This is a genomic window from Pseudomonas sp. RIT778 (assembly GCF_019718735.1).
Classification (GTDB): Bacteria; Pseudomonadota; Gammaproteobacteria; order Pseudomonadales; family Pseudomonadaceae; genus Aquipseudomonas; species Aquipseudomonas aphyarum.
Genome location: NZ_JAIHBA010000046.1, coordinates 1 through 16,855 on the forward strand (window position 1 = coordinate 1; position 16,855 = coordinate 16,855).

19 protein-coding genes are annotated in these 16,855 nt (G+C 62.7%); 11 read left to right on the top strand and 8 right to left on the bottom strand.

Annotated features, from left to right (window positions below; all coding sequences use genetic code 11):
* From K5E37_RS26475 to ftsY, 3 genes are all read right to left on the bottom strand, one after another.
* The coding region (locus K5E37_RS26475) for an ABC transporter permease (RefSeq protein WP_221535561.1) at positions 1 to 563 on the bottom strand (563 nt) is incomplete at its 3' end.
* Positions 560 to 1,231: a cell division ATP-binding protein FtsE gene (gene ftsE, locus K5E37_RS26480; RefSeq protein WP_007953396.1), complete on the bottom strand. Its 672-nt coding sequence runs from the start codon at positions 1,229 to 1,231 to the stop codon at positions 560 to 562. The genes K5E37_RS26475 and ftsE, both read right to left, overlap by 4 nt.
* Complete coding sequence (gene ftsY / locus K5E37_RS26485) at positions 1,228 to 2,751, bottom strand: signal recognition particle-docking protein FtsY (protein WP_221535562.1); 1,524 nt, start codon at positions 2,749 to 2,751, stop codon at positions 1,228 to 1,230. The genes ftsE and ftsY overlap by 4 nt, the downstream gene beginning before the upstream one ends.
* Here ftsY and K5E37_RS26490 point away from each other — a divergent pair.
* The 6 genes from K5E37_RS26490 (at position 2,750) to K5E37_RS26515 (ending at position 8,436) form a co-directional block, all read left to right on the top strand.
* Positions 2,750 to 2,944 (top strand): hypothetical protein, encoded by a 195-nt coding sequence (locus tag K5E37_RS26490; RefSeq protein WP_080511029.1) that lies wholly within the window; start codon positions 2,750 to 2,752, stop codon positions 2,942 to 2,944. The genes ftsY and K5E37_RS26490 overlap by 2 nt on opposite strands.
* A gap of 151 nt (positions 2,945 to 3,095) precedes the next feature.
* A complete protein-coding gene (locus K5E37_RS26495) occupies positions 3,096 to 4,451 on the top strand; it encodes a pitrilysin family protein (RefSeq protein ID WP_221535563.1) in 1,356 nt (451 codons plus the stop codon).
* On the top strand, positions 4,444 to 5,931 hold the full coding sequence (locus K5E37_RS26500; protein WP_221535564.1) for a pitrilysin family protein: 1,488 nt from the start codon (positions 4,444 to 4,446) through the stop codon (positions 5,929 to 5,931). Before K5E37_RS26495 ends, K5E37_RS26500 begins: the two co-directional genes overlap by 8 nt.
* Positions 5,931 to 6,539 carry a 16S rRNA (guanine(966)-N(2))-methyltransferase RsmD gene (gene rsmD / locus K5E37_RS26505; protein WP_007953401.1) on the top strand — a complete coding sequence of 203 codons (609 nt, stop codon included), beginning with the start codon at positions 5,931 to 5,933 and terminating at the stop codon, positions 6,537 to 6,539. Before K5E37_RS26500 ends, rsmD begins: the two co-directional genes overlap by 1 nt.
* 63 nt (positions 6,540 to 6,602) lie before the next feature.
* The gene (locus K5E37_RS26510; protein WP_221535565.1) at positions 6,603 to 7,601 is read left to right on the top strand and encodes a hydrolase; all 999 of its coding nucleotides are present in this window, start codon (positions 6,603 to 6,605) and stop codon (positions 7,599 to 7,601) included.
* A 4-nt stretch (positions 7,602 to 7,605) separates the two neighbouring features.
* Entirely contained in the window at positions 7,606 to 8,436 is an 831-nt protein-coding gene (locus tag K5E37_RS26515) for an AraC family transcriptional regulator (protein WP_102716712.1), read from the top strand.
* Positions 8,437 to 8,440: 4 nt separating this feature from the next.
* Here K5E37_RS26515 and K5E37_RS26520 read toward each other — a convergent pair whose 3' ends face one another.
* Both K5E37_RS26520 and K5E37_RS26525 read right to left on the bottom strand, forming a co-directional pair.
* Positions 8,441 to 9,295 (bottom strand): sulfurtransferase, encoded by an 855-nt coding sequence (locus tag K5E37_RS26520; RefSeq protein ID WP_115079521.1) that lies wholly within the window; start codon positions 9,293 to 9,295, stop codon positions 8,441 to 8,443.
* A gap of 28 nt (positions 9,296 to 9,323) precedes the next feature.
* Positions 9,324 to 9,995 (bottom strand): TetR/AcrR family transcriptional regulator, encoded by a 672-nt coding sequence (locus tag K5E37_RS26525; protein WP_007953407.1) that lies wholly within the window; start codon positions 9,993 to 9,995, stop codon positions 9,324 to 9,326.
* Positions 9,996 to 10,141: 146 nt separating this feature from the next.
* Between K5E37_RS26525 and K5E37_RS26530 the strand changes: the two genes are divergently transcribed.
* From K5E37_RS26530 to K5E37_RS26550, 5 genes are all read left to right on the top strand, one after another.
* Positions 10,142 to 11,572, top strand: coding sequence for a coniferyl aldehyde dehydrogenase (locus tag K5E37_RS26530; protein WP_085605905.1), 1,431 nt, complete (start codon positions 10,142 to 10,144; stop codon positions 11,570 to 11,572).
* Between the two features lie 24 nt (positions 11,573 to 11,596).
* Entirely contained in the window at positions 11,597 to 12,142 is a 546-nt protein-coding gene (locus K5E37_RS26535; RefSeq protein ID WP_221535566.1) for a twin-arginine translocation pathway signal protein, read from the top strand.
* 42 nt (positions 12,143 to 12,184) lie between these two features.
* Positions 12,185 to 13,780 (top strand): GMC family oxidoreductase, encoded by a 1,596-nt coding sequence (locus tag K5E37_RS26540; protein ID WP_221535567.1) that lies wholly within the window; start codon positions 12,185 to 12,187, stop codon positions 13,778 to 13,780.
* A gap of 115 nt (positions 13,781 to 13,895) precedes the next feature.
* Entirely contained in the window at positions 13,896 to 14,375 is a 480-nt protein-coding gene (gene coaD / locus K5E37_RS26545; protein WP_007953414.1) for a pantetheine-phosphate adenylyltransferase, read from the top strand.
* A 102-nt stretch (positions 14,376 to 14,477) separates the two neighbouring features.
* Positions 14,478 to 14,729, top strand: coding sequence for a YfhL family 4Fe-4S dicluster ferredoxin (locus K5E37_RS26550; RefSeq protein ID WP_003195146.1), 252 nt, complete (start codon positions 14,478 to 14,480; stop codon positions 14,727 to 14,729).
* A gap of 41 nt (positions 14,730 to 14,770) precedes the next feature.
* Here K5E37_RS26550 and K5E37_RS26555 read toward each other — a convergent pair whose 3' ends face one another.
* The 3 genes from K5E37_RS26555 to K5E37_RS26565 all read right to left on the bottom strand — a co-directional run bounded on the left by K5E37_RS26555 (position 14,771) and on the right by K5E37_RS26565 (position 16,814).
* Positions 14,771 to 15,094 (bottom strand): hypothetical protein, encoded by a 324-nt coding sequence (locus K5E37_RS26555; protein ID WP_007953415.1) that lies wholly within the window; start codon positions 15,092 to 15,094, stop codon positions 14,771 to 14,773.
* 69 nt (positions 15,095 to 15,163) lie between these two features.
* Positions 15,164 to 15,976 carry a bifunctional DNA-formamidopyrimidine glycosylase/DNA-(apurinic or apyrimidinic site) lyase gene (gene mutM, locus K5E37_RS26560; protein WP_007953423.1) on the bottom strand — a complete coding sequence of 271 codons (813 nt, stop codon included), beginning with the start codon at positions 15,974 to 15,976 and terminating at the stop codon, positions 15,164 to 15,166.
* A 25-nt stretch (positions 15,977 to 16,001) separates the two neighbouring features.
* Positions 16,002 to 16,814 (bottom strand): HDOD domain-containing protein, encoded by an 813-nt coding sequence (locus K5E37_RS26565; RefSeq protein ID WP_173940172.1) that lies wholly within the window; start codon positions 16,812 to 16,814, stop codon positions 16,002 to 16,004.
* Positions 16,815 to 16,855 lie beyond the last annotated feature (41 nt).

Genomic DNA, 16,855 nt, shown 5'->3' on the forward strand with positions numbered 1-16,855 from the left:
GGCAGCTCGGAAAGTTTTTGTCTTAATGCTTCCAGGGTCGACTTGTCGACCTCGTTCGGCGTCACCAGTACCACGCCCGGCAGCGGGTTTTCCGGCAGCTCGCGCAGGGCTTCGCCCAATCCGGACTGCTGCTGGAACTCTTCCAGCGCCTGATCGCGGCCGACATATTCAGCATCAGCTACGCCCGGCATGCCTTTGATCTGGTCGCGCAACGCTTCGCCCTGAGCCGGACTCGCCTCGAGTTCCAGGTACAGCGAAATCTGCGCCGCGCGCTGCCACGAGCCGCCCAGACGCTCGACGTTGCTCAGCAGCAACGAAAGGCCCATCGGCAGACTCAGCGCAACCGCCATCACCATGCAGGTGAAGAAGCTGCCGATCGGCTGCTTGCCGAGACGGCGCAGGCTGTCGATCCAGCTGGCGCGATGGCTTTCGATCCAGGCACGGAACAACGTGGCAAAGTCCGGACCGTCGTCATCGTCGTGCTTTTTCTTCTTTGGCGGTTGCGGATCGGCGGCCTTCGGGGCCACGCGCTCGGAAACCTTCGGACTGCGTGTTGCACTCATACGCCGGCCTCCCCGTCGCCGATCAATCGGCCGCGTTGCAGGGTCAGCATGCGATGGCGCATGCGCGCGATCAGCGCCAGGTCGTGACTGGCGATCAGCACGCTGGTGCCCAGACGGTTGATGTCTTCGAACACGCCCATGATCTCGGCCGCCAGACGCGGGTCGAGGTTACCGGTCGGTTCGTCCGCCAGCAGCAGGGCCGGACGGTGAACGATGGCGCGGGCAATGCCGACGCGTTGTTGCTGACCGGTCGACAGGTCGCCCGGATACAACTCGGCCTTGTCCGACAGCGCCACGCGCTCCAACGCCGAATCGACGCGCTTGGCGATCTCGACCTTGGACAGCCCGAGAATCTGCAACGGCAGCGCGACGTTGTTGAACACCGTGCGATCGAACAGCAGTTGATGGTTCTGGAACACCACGCCGATCTGCCGACGCAGAAACGGAATCTGCGCATTGCTGATGGTGCTCAGGTCCTGCCCGGCCAACAGCAGTTTGCCGCTGGTCGGACGTTCCATCGCCAGCAACAGGCGCAACAACGTGGATTTACCGGCACCGGAGTGGCCGGTGACAAACAGGAACTCGCCGCGACGGACTCGAAAGCTCAGCTCATGCAAGCCGACGTGACCGTTCGGGTAGCGCTTACCGACCTGTTCGAAACGAATCATGAACGCTCCCGCTCGGCAAACAGTGCCTGGACAAAGGGTTCGGCTTCAAAGGTACGCAGATCGTCGATGCCTTCACCGACGCCGATATAGCGGATCGGCAGGCCGAACTGTTTGGCCAGGGCGAAAATCACCCCGCCCTTGGCGGTGCCGTCCAGCTTGGTCAGCGCCAGGCCGGTCAGTTCGACGGTCTGGTTGAATTGCTTGGCCTGGTTGATGGCGTTCTGGCCGGTGCCGGCGTCGAGCACCAGCAGCACTTCGTGCGGCGCATCGGCGTCGAGCTTGCCGATCACCCGGCGAACCTTTTTCAGTTCTTCCATCAGGTTGTCTTTGGTGTGCAGACGACCGGCGGTGTCGGCGATCAGCACGTCGATGCCACGAGCCTTGGCGGCCTGCACGGCGTCGAAGATCACCGAAGCCGAGTCCGCGCCTGTGTGCTGGGCAATCACCGGAATCTTGTTGCGCTCGCCCCAGACCTGCAACTGCTCGACAGCCGCGGCACGGAAGGTGTCACCGGCAGCGAGCATGACTTTCTTGCCTTCCAGCTGCAGTTTCTTCGCCAGTTTGCCGATGGTGGTGGTCTTGCCGGCGCCGTTGACGCCGACCACGAGAATCACGAACGGCTTGTTCTGGGAAACGATCTTCAACGGCTGCTCGACCGGTTTGAGCATTGCAGCCAGCTCGGCCTGCAGGGATTTGTACAGGGCGTCGGAATCGGCCAGCTCTTTACGCGCGACCTTCTGGGTCAGGCGCTGGATGATCACCGAAGTCGCCTCGACGCCGACGTCGGCAGTCAGCAGGCGGGTTTCGAGATCGTCGAGCAGATCGTCATCGATGGCTTTCTTGCCGAGGAACAGGCTGGCCATGCCTTCGCCGATGCTGGCGCTGGTCTTGGACAGGCCCTGCTTGAGACGGGCGAAGAAACCGGCCTTGGATTCTTCGGTGCGCGGCGGCTCGACCGGGGTTTCAACCTGGATTTCCACAGGAGCGGCTGGCGCGGCTGGCGCTACGGCGACCGGTGCAGGTGCAGGTGCAGGTGCAGGTGCAGGTGCAGGTGCAGGCTCGGGCGCTTCAACAATCGGGGCAACCGGGGCAGCAACCACAGGTTCTGGAATGACCGGAGCGGCTTCCACCACCGGCGCCTGAACAGGCTCAGCAGCGAACGCAACCGGCGCAGGAATCGGCGGCGTAACATGCGGCGCAGCCTCTTCAACCAGCGCCACCGGTTCTTCCGCCACTGGCAAGGTCAGCCACGGCTCGCTGGCCGGGGTCAGCGGCAATTCAGCGGCAGCCGGCGCTTCTGGCTCGGCCTCGGCCACCGGTTGCAGCACCGGCTCGGCGATCGGCAGCACGACCGGTGCCGGCGCTTCTTCTATTACGGGAGCGGGCGCAGGGGCTGGTTCAGGAATGGCAGTCGGCTGTTCGACGACGGGTTCCTGCGGTTTCTTGCGCAGCCATCCGAACAGGCTTTTCTTCTCGCCAGCCGCAGCTGGGGTCTTCTTGTCGTCGTTGGAACCAAACATGGAGGACGGCTATCTCACGGTAGCGACGCGCCACAGGGGCGCCCCGGCAAATAAATATTCGATGCAGAACAGACTGTGTTTCACCCAGCTTGTTCACGCGCAACATTTTGTCGAGGCACCAACGGCACCTCAAAGGAATCGTTTTAATGAAGGACTGGCCGGCAAAATCGGCGAAAAAGCGAAGTTTAGCTGATAAACCAAAGCCTTCTGCCGCAAACCCATACAACCTGATCAGGTTTCAAAACCGGATAGGCGTGGTCGCCGGTAAAACGGATCAGTATCCTAGCACCCTCTCGCCCGCCGACGCTAAGACCAAGCGGGCAGCCCAACAGGTTTAAAAACGAATGAATGCTCTAGCCCGCCGCGCCGCAGGCCTGCTGCTCAGCACAGTCTGCCTGCCCCTTTCGGCCCTGGCGGCCGACCCGCAACCGACCCACGAATTCACCCTCGACAACGGCCTGAAGGTCGTCGTGCGCGAAGACCATCGCGCGCCGGTGGTGGTGTCGCAGGTCTGGTACAAGGTCGGTTCCAGCTACGAAACCCCGGGCCAGACCGGTCTGTCCCACGCCCTCGAGCACATGATGTTCAAGGGCAGCGAGAAAGTCGGCCCCGGCGAAGCCTCGCTGATCCTGCGCGATCTCGGCGCCGAAGAGAACGCGTTCACCAGCGACGACTTCACCGCTTATTACCAGGTGCTGGCCCGCGACCGTCTGGGCGTGGCCTTCGAACTTGAAGCCGACCGCATGGCCAACCTGCGCCTGCCGGCCGACGAGTTCGCCAAGGAAATCGAAGTCATCAAGGAAGAGCGTCGCCTGCGCACCGATGACAAGCCGATGTCCAAGGCTTACGAGCGCTACAAGGCCATGGCCTACCCGGCCAGCGGTTACCACACGCCGACCATCGGCTGGATGGCTGACCTTGAGCGGATGAAGGTCGAAGAACTGCGTCACTGGTATCAGTCCTGGTACTTGCCGAACAACGCCACGCTGGTGGTAGTCGGCGACGTGACCCCGGACGAGGTGAAGACCCTCGCCCAGCGCTACTTCGGGCCGATCCCGAAACGCGACGTGCCGCCGGCGAAAAAACCGCTGGAACTGGCCGAGCCCGGTGAACGCCAGATCACCCTGCACGTGCAGACCCAACTGCCGAGCCTGATGCTCGGTTTCAACGTCCCGAGCATCGCCACCGCCGAAGACAAACGCTCGGTCAACGCCTTGCGCCTGATTTCGGCGTTGCTGGACGGCGGCTACAGCGGTCGCATCCCGACCCAACTGGAGCGCGGTGAAGAGCTGGTGTCCGGCGGCTCGTCGAGCTACGACGCCTACACTCGCGGCGACAGCCTGTTCACCCTGTCGGCCACGCCGAACACCCAGAAGAAAAAGACCATGGCCCAGGCTGAAGCCGGCCTGTGGAAACTGCTGGAACAGCTGAAAACCACCGCACCGTCCGCTGAAGAACTGGAGCGTGTGCGTGCGCAGGTCATCGCCGGTCTGGTCTTCGAGCGCGATTCGATTACCAGCCAGGCCACCGCCATCGGCCAGCTGGAGACTGTCGGTCTGTCGTGGAAGCTGATGGACACTGAACTGGCCGATCTGGAAAGCGTCACCCCGCAAGACATCCAGAACGCCGCCAAGCTGTATTTCACCCGCGAACGTCTCAGCGTCGCCCACGTCCTGCCACTGGAGACGACTCATGAGTGAGCGCAAAACCCCACGCCTGCTGCTCGGCCTGATCGCCGTGGCCATCATCGGCTCCGCTGCGTTCTATCTGGTGCCGAGCGACAACAGCAAGGCCAGCGAAGCGCTGGATAACGCCAAGTCCAGTCAGAAGCTGCAATCGCTGGCCGAACTCGACGGCAAGGCCCCGGCCAGCCGCAAGCTCGACGTGCAGACCTGGAGCACCGCCGAAGGCGCCAAGGTGCTGTTCGTCGAAGCCCGCGAACTGCCGATGTTCGACATGCGCCTGATCTTTTCCGCCGGCAGCAGTCAGGACGGCAACGCGCCGGGTCTGGCCCTGCTGACCAACGCCATGGTCAACGAAGGTGTGGCGGGCAAGGATGTCGGCGCCATCGCCCAAGGTTTCGAAGGCCTGGGCGCGGATTTCGGCAACGGCGCCTATAAAGACATGGCCATCGCGTCGCTGCGCAGCCTCAGTGCTGCCGACAAACGCGAGCCGGCGCTGAAGCTGTTCTCGGAAGTGGTGGGCAAACCGACCTTCCCGGCCGACTCCTTCGCGCGCATCAAGAACCAGATGCTCGCCGGTTTCGAGTACCAGAAACAGAACCCCGGCAAACTCGCCAGCCTGGAGCTGATGAAGCGTCTGTACGGCGATCATCCGTATGCACACTCCAGCGACGGCAACGCGCAAAGCGTGCCGAAGATCACGCTGGCGCAATTGCGTGAGTTCCATGCCAAGGCCTATGCCGCCGGCAACGTGGTGATCGCGCTGGTGGGCGATCTGTCCCGCAGCGAAGCCGAGGCGATTGCCAATCAGGTGTCCGCTGCACTGCCAAAAGGCCCGGCGCTGGCGAAAGTCGAGCAACCGACCGAGCCGAAAGCCGGCATCGGCCACATCGAGTTTCCGTCGAAGCAGACCAACCTGATGATCGCGCAACTGGGCATCGACCGTGATGACCCGGACTACGCCGCGCTGTCGATGGGCAACCAGATCCTCGGCGGTGGCGGTTTCGGCACCCGGCTGATGAGCGAAGTGCGCGAGAAGCGCGGCCTGACCTACGGCGTGTATTCGGCCTTTAGCCCGATGCAGGCTCGCGGCCCGTTCATGATCAACCTGCAGACCCGCGCGGAAATGAGCGAAGGCACCCTGAAACTGGTGCAGGACGTGCTCGCCGACTACCTCAAGACCGGCCCGACCCAGAAAGAACTCGACGACGCCAAGCGCGAACTGGCCGGCAGCTTCCCACTGTCTACCGCGAGCAACGCCGATATCGTCGGCCAGCTCGGCGCCATGGGTTTCTACAACCTGCCGCTGAGTTATCTGGACGACTTCATGCGTCAGTCCCAGAGCCTGACAGTCGAGCAGGTTCGTGACGTTCTGAACAAACACTTGAGCACGGATAAACTGGTCATCGTCAGCGCTGGCCCGACCGTGCCGCAAAAGCCGTTACCGGCCCCATCTGATAAACCTGCCGAGCAGCCGCTCGGGGTTCCGGAGCATTAATGGCCAGTCCAAAGAAACCTGTACAAAAACTGCACAACGGTGTGAACCAGTTGCGCATCATCGGCGGCGAATGGCGCAGCCGAAAGCTGAGTTTTCCTGATGCGCCGGGCTTGCGTCCGACGCCAGACCGGGTGCGTGAAACCCTGTTCAACTGGCTCGCGCCCTACGTTGCCGGGGCCAAGGTGCTCGATCCGTTCGCCGGCAGCGGCGCGCTGTTTCTGGAAGCGCTGTCCCGTGGCGCGGCCATGGGTCAGGCGCTGGATGCCAGTCATGTCGCGGTCTCCAGCCTGAAAGAACACCTCGGCACCCTGCGCTGCACCAACGGTCACGTGCAGACTGCCGATGCGCTGCGCTACCTGGAAACCCAGACCGCAACGGCGTTCGATCTGGTGTTCCTCGACCCGCCGTTCAACCAGAACCTGCTGCCAGCCGTGTGCACGCTGCTTGAAGAGCGCCAATGGCTGGCCGACGATTCGTGGATCTACACTGAAAGCGAAACCGCGCCATCGACCCTCGGCCTGCCGGGCAACTGGCGCCTGCACCGCGAGCAGAAATCCGGGCGGGTGTACTACGCGTTGTGGCAACGTATGGCAGTGATCGCCGGTTAACCGACCGGCCTGAAAAAGCGGCGGACCTCAGCCGAGGCTCGCTGCGCTGCATCGAGAGCAATCGTGTCCCCTTCGTCAAAACCGTTCATCCCCGCCTTCGGTCTCGGCAATCCGCACCTGCAAACCTTGTGGGGGCCGCTGTGGCGCAAAACCGTGCACCTTGATCGCCAGCGCGAAAGGCTGTGGCTGGACGACGGCGACTTTCTCGACCTCGACTGGCACGGGCCCCACAGCGCCGAGGCGCCATTGGTGTTGGTACTGCACGGGCTGACCGGTTCTTCCAATTCGCCTTATGTCGCGGGAATCCAGGCAGCGCTCGCCGCGCAGGGCTGGGCCAGTGTCGCGCTGAACTGGCGCGGCTGCTCGGGCGAACCGAACCTGTTGCCGCGCAGCTACCATTCCGGTGCCAGCGAAGACCTCGCCGAGACCATTCGCCACCTGAAAGCCAAGCGGCCATTGGCACCGCTGTATGCGGTCGGCTATTCCCTCGGCGGCAATGTGCTGCTCAAGCATCTGGGGGAAACCGGCAGCGCCAGCGGCGTGCTCGGTGCGGTGGCGGTGTCGGTGCCGTTTCGCCTCGATCAATGTGCCGACCGTATCGGCCAGGGTTTCTCGAAGGTCTATCAGGCGCACTTCATGCGCGAGATGGTGGCCTACATCAAGAACAAACAGCGCCAGTTCCAGCACGACGGGCGTGAGGACGGTCTCGCCGCACTGGCAGCCCTCGGCTCGCTGGAAAACATGCGCACTTTCTGGGATTTCGATGGCCGGGTGACCGCGCCGCTGCACGGTTTCGCCGATGCCGAGGATTACTATCGCCGCGCGTCGAGCCGCTATTTTCTCGGTGAGATCCGCACGCCGACCCTGATCATTCAGGCAGCGGACGATCCGTTCGTGTTTCCCCACAGCCTGCCGCAGGCCAATGAGTTGTCGGCCACGACCCAGTTCGAATTGCAGAGCAAGGGCGGACACGTCGGTTTCGTTGACGGCACGCTCCGCCAACCGGGTTATTACCTGGAGCGACGGATTCCGCAGTGGCTGGCCGACGCGGGACGCGGGTGAGGTCATGAGCGATCAGGGCGAGTCGATCCGTTTCTGGCAGGCCGCGCCTCTGGCCGGGGTCGAGCTGTTGACCGCGCGCTACATCGAGCATCGTTTCGCCCCGCACGTCCACGACGGTTATGTGATCGGCATGATCATGGCCGGCGCCCAGCGCTACCGTTATCGCGGCGCCGAACACCTGGCGGGCAGCGGCACGCTGGTGCTGATCAATCCGGACGAAGTGCATAACGGCCACAAGGGCACCGAGGACGGCTGGCTGTACCGGGCGTTTTATCCCGACACCGGGCAGATCGTCGCGCTGCTGAATGAACTGGAACTGCCGACCGCACCGATGCCGGCCTTCGGCGCGACGCTGTATCGCGATCCAGACCTGGTCAACGGTTTCTGTCAGTTGCATCGCTTGCTGGAAAGCCCCGCCACCGCGTTGCAGCAGCAAACGGTATGGCGCGAGATGATGATGCTGCTGTTGCAGCGTCATGCGGCGGTGCAGATCAACGGCAATCCCGGCAAAGAACACCGCGCGGTAGCGATGGCCAAGGAGTTGCTGCACGCGCAACTGGCGGCGCCGCCCTCACTGGAAGAACTGGCGGCGGCCGTGAACCTCTCGCCCTTCCACTTCGCCCGGGTGTTCCGCCGCGCCACCGGCATGCCGCCACACAGCTGGCTGATGCAGCAGCGGATCGCCTGCGCGCGGGGCTTGTTGCAGAGCGGCTGCCTGCCGGTGGAAGTCGCCACTCAGCTGGGATTTGCCGACCAGAGCCATCTGAGCCGGCAGTTCAAACAGGTTTATGGCGTGGGGCCGGCGGCCTATCGCAGCGCGCGGCTGGATCGCTGAGCGTTTACTCGCCGGTGGCGATACCGCGCGACGGCTCGTTGATCCACTCGCTCCACGATCCGGCATACAGCGAACCCAACGGGTAACCCGCCAGGCACAGGGCGAACAGGTTGTGACACGCCGTCACCCCGGAGCCGCAGTAAGCCACCAGATCGTTCGGGGAACGCTCGCCGAGTTTCGCGGCGAAACGCTGCTTGAGCTGATCGGCCGGCAGGAAACGCCCGTCGCTGCCCAGGTTGTCGGTAAACGCCGCGCATTGCGCGCCGGGAATGTGCCCGGCGATCGGGTCGATCGGTTCCACTTCACCCTTGAAGCGCGGCAAGGCGCGGGCATCGAGCAGGGTCAGGGCCGGCTGGCCGAGGCGCTGCTGCAATTGCTCGGCGCTGAGCAGCAGGCTCATGTCCGGCTGGCCGCTGAAGTTGCCCCGGGCCGCTGACGGTGGATCAAGACTCAACGGCAGCCCCGCCGCATGCCAGGCCTTGAGCCCGCCATCGAGAATGAACACGCCGTCACGCTTGCCCAACCACGCCAGCAACCACCAGGCCCGCGCCGCATAGGCGCCCGGGCCGTCGTCATACAGAACCACGTCGCTGTCGTTGTCGATGCCGAACGCTTGCAGTCGTTCGATCAGCGCCGCCGGTTCCGGCAGCGGATGGCGACCGGTCACGCCTTTGGTGACCGGGCCGCTGAGATCACGCTCTAGATCGGCGAAATGTGCCCCGGCAATGTGCCCCTCGGCGTAGCTGCGCTGGCCGTAATCCGGGTCTTCGAGGGCAAAACGGCAATCGAGAATCACCAGCCCCGGTTGCGCCTTGCGGGCATCCAGTGCGGTCGGGCTGATCAGTTGCGCAATCGGCATAGCGAACGACTCCAGTGAGGAAATGGAATTACGGTCTTTCTTCGAGGGCCTGGGCCAGCGGCACGTAAAACTCTTCGAACAAAGCGTTGACCTCATCGCGGGCCTGCTCGGTGACGAATCCGGCTTCCAGCACCAGCACCTGGTACACGCCACGCTTGATGGCCTGTTCGCTGAGGTGATTGGAATTCTCCCGGGTCGTGCACAGGAAGCGCACCCACGAGGTGAGGATGATCCACGCGTTGAGGGTCAGGGACTCGATCTGCACCCGGTCCATCTTCAGGATCCCGGCGGCAACGAAGCCTTCATAGATCGCCGCACCCTGGATCACGCAGCGCTGGGAAAAGCGCCGGTAACGCCCGGCCAGATCCGGATCGCTGTCGAGCAGGTGCTCAAGATCGCGATGCAGGAAACGGTAGCGCCACATCGCCGACAGCAGTTCCTTGAGATAGAAACGCTTGTCTTCGACCGTCGCGGCACGGCCCTGGGGCGGACGCAGAAAGCTGTCCACCAGGCTTTCGTACTCACTGAACAGCACGGCGATGATCGCCTGCTTGTTGGGGAAGTGGTAGTACAGATTGCCCGGAGAAATCTCCATGTGGGCAGCGATGTGATTGGTGCTGATGCTGCGCTCGCCCTGCTGATTGAACAGCTCGAGGCTGTTCTGCACGATGCGCTCGCTGGTTTTGATCCGTGGGGCCATGGCTTGAGCTTTAATTCAGAGTGCGTTGGGGGGCATCTTACGACCTAACCGGAACGGGATAAAACCAGGATGCGCAAGGAAGCCATTTGACTTTCTAGAGCATAGACTCTAAAAAGTTCCTCATAACAACATCTCCGGAGCTGACAATGACTGCCGATATTGCCTACCTGCAAACGCTGCAACAGCCGCTGGAAGAGCTCAACCGGCTGTTCGATGCGCAGCGTGCCGCCTACGCCGCCAACCCGATGCCACCTGCGGCCCAGCGCCAGCAATGGCTCAAGGCCCTGCGCGACTTGCTGAGCAGCGAACGGCAGGCTCTGATCGACGCCATCAGCTCCGACTTCAGCCATCGCAGCGCCGATGAAACCCTGCTCGCCGAACTGATGCCGAGCCTGCACGGCATTCACTATGCCAGCCAGCACATCAGTCAATGGATGAAACCTTCGCGACGCAAAGTGGGTGTGGCTTTCCAGCCGGCGTCGGCGAAAGTCGTGTACCAGCCGCTGGGTGTGGTCGGCGTCATTGTGCCGTGGAACTACCCGTTATTCCTCGCCATCGGCCCGTTGACCGGCGCGCTCGCGGCCGGCAATCGGGTGATGCTCAAGCTCAGCGAATCGACCCCGGCCACCGGCCTGCTGCTCAAGGAATTGCTGGCGCGGATCTTCCCCGAAGATCTGGTGTGCGTGGTGCTCGGCGAGGCCGATGTCGGCGTGGCATTTTCGAAGATGCGCTTCGACCACCTGCTGTTCACCGGCTCCACCAGCGTCGGCAAGCATGTGATGCGTGCAGCGGCAGAAAACCTGACGCCCGTGACTCTTGAGCTGGGCGGCAAATCCCCGGCCATCGTTTCCCACGACGTACCGCTCAAGGACGCCGCTGAACGCATCGCTTTCGGCAAGACCCTCAACGCCGGCCAGACCTGCGTGGCCCCGGACTACGTGCTGGTGCCGGAAGCGCGCATCGGCGGTTTCGTCGAAGCCTATCGCCAGGCGGTGCGCGGGTTTTATCCGACACTCGCCGACAACCCGGACTACACCGCGATCATCAACGAGCGCCAACTGGCGCGGCTCAACAGCTATCTCAGCGACGCCACCAGCAAGGGCGCGCTGCTGATTCCGCTGTTCGACCAGGGCCAGGGCCGACGTATGCCGCACAGCCTGCTGCTGAATGTCAGCGACGAGATGACGGTGATGCAGGACGAGATCTTCGGCCCGCTGCTGCCGATCGTGCCGTATCAGGATCTGGATCAGGCATTTGCTTACATCAATCAGCGGCCACGTCCTCTGGCTCTTTACTACTTCGGCTACGACAAGCGCGAACAGAAGCGCGTGCTCAGCGAAACCCATTCCGGTGGCGTCTGCCTCAACGACACGCTGCTGCACGTGGCGCAGGACGACATGCCGTTCGGCGGCATCGGCCCGTCGGGCATGGGCCATTACCACGGGCACGAAGGTTTCCTGACGTTCAGCAAGGCCAAGGGCGTGCTGGTCAAACAGCGCTTCAACGCGGCGAAGCTGATCTACCCGCCCTACGGCAAATCCATTCAGAAACTGATCCAGAAACTGTTCATTCGCTAACGTCACCGCCGGGTAATAACAACAATGCACCCAAGCCTGACCGAAACACCTGCCCTGTCGCGCCGTGGCCTGCTGAAATTCAGCCTGGGCGCCACGGCTTTCCTCGCTACCGCCGGCCTTGGTGCCAGCCTGAGTGGCTGTTCGTCGAGCGTATCGGCCAATGGATTCGCCACGTTGCGCAGCGGCGATCTGTTGTTTCTGCGCGCGCTGATTCCAGTGCTGCTGGAGGGCGCCGTAGCTGTGGAAAAGCTGCCCGCCGCTGTCGATGGAACCCTGAAGTCGCTGGATTACAGCCTCGATCATCTGTCGCCGGAAATGCTCAAGCTCACCCGGCAACTGTTCGATGTGCTGGGCATGGCCGTGACGCGCGGGCCATTGACCGGAATCTGGGGCAGTTGGGAAAACGCCAGCCCCGAGGCAATCCGCCACTTCCTCGAACGCTGGGAAAACAGCTCGCTGAGCCTGCTGCGCATGGGCCACAGCTCATTGCTGCAAATGGTGATGATGGCCTGGTACACCCGCGCCGAATCCTGGGCCCATTGCGGTTACCCCGGCCCGCCCGTCGTTTGAGCCTGGCGACCCACGTAAAACAATAATAAGAGAACCTGATCGATGCCCGTACCCGACCCGTTTCGCGAAGGCCTTGCCCGCGGCTGGAAAACCTACAATGGCGCGCAACTCACCGATGACCTGACCCTGGAAGCCGATGTCGCCATCATCGGCAGCGGTGCCGGCGGCGGCACCACGGCGGAAATCCTCAGCGCCGCCGGCTACAAAGTGCTGCTGATCGAAGAAGGCCCGCTCAAGACCAGCAGCGATTTCAAACTGCTGGAAGACCAGGCCTACAGCAGCCTCTATCAGGAAGGCATCGGCCGCATGAGCAAGGATGGCGCGATCACCATCCTTCAGGGCCGCGCGGTCGGCGGCACCACGCTAATCAACTGGACATCGAGTTTTCGCACGCCCGAGCCGACCCTCGAACACTGGGCCAAAGAACACAATGTCAAAGGCCACAGCCCCGCCGACATGGCGCCGTGGTTCGAAAAAATGGAGCAGCGCCTCGGCGTCGCCCCGTGGATGGTGCCGCCCAACGCGAACAACGACGTGATCCGCAAAGGCTGCGAACAACTCGGCTACAGCTGGCACGTGATCCCGCGCAACGTGCGCGGCTGCTGGAATCTCGGCTACTGCGGCATGGGCTGCCCGACCAACGCCAAACAATCGATGATGGTCACGACCATTCCGGCAACCCTGGAAAAGGGTGGCGAACTGCTCTATCTGGCCCGGGCCGAAAAGCTGTTGATCAGTGGCGACAAGGTCACCGGCCTGCAATGCGTGGCGATGGACGAACGTTGCGTCGAGCCGACTGGGCGCACGATCACCGTCAACGCGCGGCATTACGTGCTGGCCGGCGGCGGGATCAACAGCCCGGCGCTGCTGATGCGTTCGGATGCACCGGATCCGCACAAACGGCTGGGCAAGCGCACCTTCCTGCATCTGGTGAACATGTCCGCCGGGCGTTTCGACGAAGTCATCAACCCGTTTTACGGCGCACCGCAGTCGATCTACTCGGACCATTTCCAATGGAAGGACGGCACCACCGGCCCGATGGCCTACAAACTCGAAGTGCCACCGCTGCACCCGGCGCTGGCCGCCACGTTGCTCGGTGGTTTCGGTCAGGAAAGCGCGCAACACATGGCGGACCTGCCGCACACCCACGCGATGCTCGCCCTGCTGCGCGACGGTTTTCACCCGGACAGCCAGGGCGGCAGCGTCGAGTTGCGCGGTGACGGTTCGCCGGTGCTCGACTATCAGGTGTCGCCTTACACCTGGGAGGGTTTGCGCCGGTCATTCCACAGCATGGCCGAGATCCAGTTCGCCGGCGGCGCCAAAGCGGTGATGCCGATGCACGCTGATGCGCGTTACGTGAACAGTCTGGCCGAGGCCCGCTCGTTGATCGACAGCCTGAGTCTGGAGTTGTATCGCACCCGCCTGGGCAGCGCCCACGTCATGGGCGGTTGCGCCATGGGCGAGGACCCGAAAACCGCCGTCACCGACAGCCTCGGTCGACATCATCAACTGAGCAATCTGTCGATTCATGACGGCTCTTTGTTCCCCACCAGCATCGGCGCCAACCCGCAGTTGTCGGTGTACGGTCTGACGGCGCAACTGGCGACATCCCTCGGCGAACGGTTGAGAAACCCGTGAAAAAGACGAAAATTCCGATCGTCTATAGTGCTTTCTTACCCAACAGGCGACTTTCCCGACCGGGACGGCTGCGATACCATCCGACTCCCCAACGGATTCCCGCCAGGACGACGCGATGAACCGAGTGTTGTACCCAGGTACCTTCGACCCTATTACCAAGGGCCATGGCGATCTGGTCGAACGCGCCTCGCGCCTGTTCGACCACGTGATCATCGCCGTCGCCGCCAGCCCCAAGAAGAATCCGCTGTTCCCGCTGGAACAACGGGTCGAGCTGGCCCGCGAGGTCACCAAACACCTGCCGAACGTGGAAGTGGTCGGCTTCTCGACGCTGCTGGCGCATTTCGCCAAAGAGCAGAACGCCAACGTGTTCCTGCGTGGCCTGCGCGCGGTGTCGGACTTCGAATACGAATTCCAGCTGGCCAACATGAACCGCCAGTTGGCCCCGGATGTGGAGAGCCTGTTTCTCACTCCGTCCGAGCGTTATTCGTTCATTTCCTCGACCCTGGTGCGGGAAATCGCGGCCCTGGGCGGCGATATCAGCAAGTTCGTCCACCCGGCGGTGGCCGAAGCCCTGACCCTGCGCTTCAAGAAGTAACGACCGTTCAAACGGCGCCTGCGTGCACTACGGGCGCCAATGCGGCACAATTGCGCGCATTGATTCATAGCGCCCGGGCTCCCCGCCCCGGCTGGAGTTAGCATGTCCCTGATCATCACCGACGATTGCATCAACTGCGACGTCTGCGAACCCGAGTGCCCGAACGCCGCCATTTCCCAAGGCGAAGAGATCTACGTGATCGACCCGAACCTGTGCACCCAGTGCGTCGGCCACTACGACGAGCCGCAGTGCCAGCAGGTCTGCCCGGTGGATTGCATTCCGCTGGACGAAGCCCATCCGGAGACTGAAGAACAGTTGATGGAGAAGTACCGCAAGATCACCGGCAAGGCCTGAGCCACTGAATACTTCGATCGCAGCTCCTGGCTGCGATCGCGTCATTCACGCTGCTCGAATCCCTCCCCTGTGCAACCCAGACAACGCACGAACGCCGCTTTCGCCGGCGCCACCACCAGCGCCTCTCCCGCATCGCCAATCCCGCCACCCAGCGCGGTGAACGGCAACGACACGACGAACGCCCCGGCACCGATCACCGTCGCCACCACCAGCAATGGTCGGGCAATCAGCAGATCGCCGAGCATGGCGTAGGCCGGTGGATTCTGGATGGCGTAACGAGGGTCACCGCTGCCGCCTTCCGTGGCCTGAACGGTCAGGCTGAAGCACAGCAACAGTGCGACGATGAGGGTTTGCAAGGACTTCATGGCACGATCCTTCGGGCTGAACAGTGAGACAACTCACTATAGACCGTAGGACTTTTTCGGACGCTTTGTTCAGCTTTGGCAGCGCGGACACCAGACGCTGGCGCGCTGGCCGAGCTTCATTTCCCGCAGGCCCGTGCCGCAGACCTTGCAGTGCTCGCCGCCACGACCGTAGACAAACAGTTCTTGCTGGAAATACCCCGGCTGCCCGTCGCCTCCGATGAAATCACGCAACGTGGTGCCGCCGCGCTCGATGGCGGCAGCGAGGATGCGTTTGATCTCGATCGCCAGTTTCAAGTAGCGCGCCCGGGAAATGCCTTTGGCTTCACGGCGCGGATCGATACCGGCGGCGAACAGCGCTTCAGTCGCGTAGATATTGCCGACCCCCACCACCACCGCGTTGTCCATGATGAACGGCTTGACCGCCATCGAACGTCCGCGTGACAGCTGATACAAGCGCTCGCCATCGAACAGGTCGGTCAACGGCTCCGGGCCCAGGCGAATCAGCAACTCGTGATTGAGCGGGTCGGTGCTCCAGAGCATCGCCCCGAAACGCCGAGGATCGGTGTAGCGCAAGGCCAGGCCCGACTCCAGTTCGATATCGACATGCTCATGCTTGGCCGCCGGCATCCCCACCTCCACCAGCCGCAGGTTTCCCGACATGCCCAAGTGGCTGATCAGTGTGCCGACTTCGGCGTTGATCAGCAGGTACTTGGCGCGCCGCTCCACCAGCACGATGCGCTGCCCGGACAGGCGCACATCAAGGTCTTCGGGAATCGGCCAGCGCAGACGCCGGTCACGCACGATCACCCGGCTGACGCGCTGGCCTTCCAGGTGCGGGGCGATGCCGCGGCGGGTGGTTTCGACTTCCGGCAATTCAGGCATGGGGGTCTCGAATCAGTTTGCTAAATCAGTGTGCGCCAAGTTCGCGGATGGTCTGCTTCAACGTTTCGAAGTCGTAATCCGAAAGGCCGATGTATTCCAGCACCAGCGGCCCGACGGCCTGCCATTCGAAGTCTTCGGTCTGGTTGCCCAGCACCCGGTACGACGCGCAGATGTGCTCGGCCATTTTCAGGATCGCCAGCAGGTTTTTCATCTGACTGTTGCGCGAGGTTTCGTCGCTGAAGATCGCCAGGGCATTGTGGTGGTTGGCGATGGCCGCGCTGACATGCTCCGGCAGGCGCCAGGACTTGGCGGTGTAATAACCGACCACCGAGTGATTGGTGTTGTAGACATCGTTCTCGGTGTCCACGACCCGGCGCTCGGCGCTCGCGTTGGCATAAGCCAGTTCGAGTGTCTTCATGTAATCCGGAAAACGCTGAAGCATCAGCGGCACGCCGCAGTCGTGGAACAGGCCCAAGGCGTAAGCCTCGTCGCTCGCCTCGGTGCCGACGCGCTTGGCCAGCGTCAGGCAGGTCATGGCCACGTCCTGGGCGGTGTCCCAGAAACGGTTGAGGGTGACGATAGTGTCGTCGTTCATTTCGCCCTTGATCGACATCGCGTTGATCAGATTGATGATCGAACGGCTGCCCAGCAGATTCACCGCGCGCTTGATCGAAGTGATCTTGTTGCTCAGGCCGTAATACGGCGAGTTGACGATTTTCAGCAGCGAGCCGGACAGGCCGGGATCCTGGGAGATCAGCTTGGCGATCGTCTCCAGATCCGGGTCGGGCATGTACTGCTCCATTTGCAGATCCACCATGATCTGCGGCTGCGCAGGCACGCTGATGCCTTGCAGGGACTGTTGAATCTGTTCGGTGGTCA